Below are 2,051 nucleotides of genomic sequence, written 5' to 3'. Positions count from 1 at the left end.
TATTAATATTTCTTCACAATTATTTAAACTAAAACCCCTATTTAAACGTGGCTGGATTTTGGCATTAGTCAGTGTTTTTTGTTTACTGGCTCTCAATGCTTGCAACCCCAGCAACTTTAAAACCCAAGCTGCACAGGTTTCCCAACTCGTATACGGAATTACAGCCGAACCAAAGACGTTTAATGTGGTTCTCAGTAAGGAATCTCCCAATGTATTTAGTGCGACTTATGAGGGAATGCTGGCAGAAGACGGAGTGACGACAGAATTAAAACCAGCATTAGCAGAATCTTGGAAAGATGAAGGGCAAAAAATTACCTTTACACTTCGAAAAGACTTGAAATGGTCAGATGGGAAACCACTCACAGCAGATGATGTTGTCTTCAGCTTCAACGAAGTATTTATCAACGAAAAAATTCCGACTAGCATTCGCGATTCACTATCAATTGGTAAAAGTCGTCTTTTCCCCAAAGTTAGCAAAATTAGCGATCGCGTCATTGAAGTAACTTCCCCGGAAGCTTTTGCACCATTGTTACGAACGGTTGGTGGTTTGCCAATCTTACCTAAACACGCATTGGAAAGTACCCTCAAAAACAAAGACGCAAGCGGAAATCTTCAGTTTTTATCAACTTGGGATACTGGTACCGATCCCAAAAAAATAGTTTGTAATGGTCCATTTGTACTGGATAGTTACAAAACCAGCGAACGGGTAGTATTTAAGCGTAATCCTTATTACTGGAGACGTGATGCTCAAGGACAACAACTGCCTTATCTCGAACGCATGGTTTGGCAAATTGTCGAAAATCCCGACACGCTATTAATGCAGTTCCGTTCTGGTGGATTGGACATGCTCGAAGTCGCACCTCGAAATTTCTCCCTACTCAAAAAAGAAGAAAAGCGGGGAAACTTTACAATATACGAAGGTGGAGCTGACCAAGTAGCTATTTACATTAGCTTTAACCAAAATACAGGCAGTCGTGACGGTAAACCCTTCGTCAACCCGATTAAGTCGCGCTGGTTTAAAACCAAAGAATTTCGTCAAGCGATCGCGTATGCAATCGATCGTCCAAGTATGCTCACAAATGTTTACCGGGGTATTGGTCAATTACAGTACTCGGAAGTTTATACAGACAGTCCCTACTATCTTTCACCAAAACAGGGACTGAAAACCTACGAATATAACCCAGAACGTGCAAGGCAACTTTTACTCAAATCTGGGTTTAAATATGACCAAAAAAATCAATTGTCCGATTCCCTTGGGAACCGGGTTCGCTTTAGTCTCATGGCTGCCACAGGAAGCAGAACAGGGGAAATTGTTGCTTCCCAGATGAAACTTGACTTAGCCAAAATTGGCATCCAAATGGACTTCCAACAGCTAGATTTTGGCTCGATCGGTGAAAAAATCAGTACTACCTTTGATTGGGAAGCACATTTTGGCGCAGTTGGTGGTGGTGGCATCGATCCCAATGGTGCCGCAAATTTTTGGGCTGTTAACGGAGAATATCGTCCTTTTAACCAAGCTCCTACAGCCGGACAACCTCCAGTTCAAGGACGGATTATTGAGCCTTGGGAAGAGGAAATCGCGCGGTTGTATGTTGAAGGAGCGCAGGAACTTGACACAAACAAGCGTAAGGAAATTTACTGGCAAGCTGGACGTATTGGAGCAGAACAACTACCTTACATTTATCTATTTAATCCCACCCCATTAGCAGCAATACGTAACAAAGTCAAAAATGTCAAGTATTCGGCTTACGGTGGTTTACTTTGGAATCTTTACGAGTTGAAAGTTGCCGATAAATAATTAAAAATATAGGAAAAGTTAGGAAAAATTAAAAACTTTAACTTTTCTCCTTTCTATGCTCCTACGTACGCAATACAAACAAAACCTCTCTTGAATCCCCCCTAATCCCCCTTTTCAAGGCTACGGTGTACACACAAGTCCTATCTGCAAGGGTTGTAAGCTTTCTATACTCTTTTCTCCTCATTCCCAGGCAGAGCCTGGGAACGCAACCCCAGAGGCTCCGCCTCTTGGTGTGACTGGAGGCGAAGCCTCT

The 2,051-nt window shown here is 42.5% G+C and carries 1 protein-coding gene; it reads left to right on the top strand.

The features are described from left to right. Nucleotides 1-7 precede the first annotated feature (7 nt). Nucleotides 8-1,798, top strand: a complete 1,791-nt coding sequence (locus CK510_RS29695; RefSeq protein ID WP_095725031.1) for an ABC transporter substrate-binding protein — start codon at nt 8-10, stop codon at nt 1,796-1,798. Nucleotides 1,799-2,051 lie beyond the last annotated feature (253 nt).

Origin of the sequence: Brunnivagina elsteri CCALA 953 (assembly GCF_002289455.1) — a bacterium.
GTDB classification, from domain to species: Bacteria; Cyanobacteriota; Cyanobacteriia; order Cyanobacteriales; family Nostocaceae; genus Brunnivagina; species Brunnivagina elsteri.
Note: the sequence above shows the minus strand (reverse complement) of the source record. Positions and strands in the feature narration are given on the sequence as shown.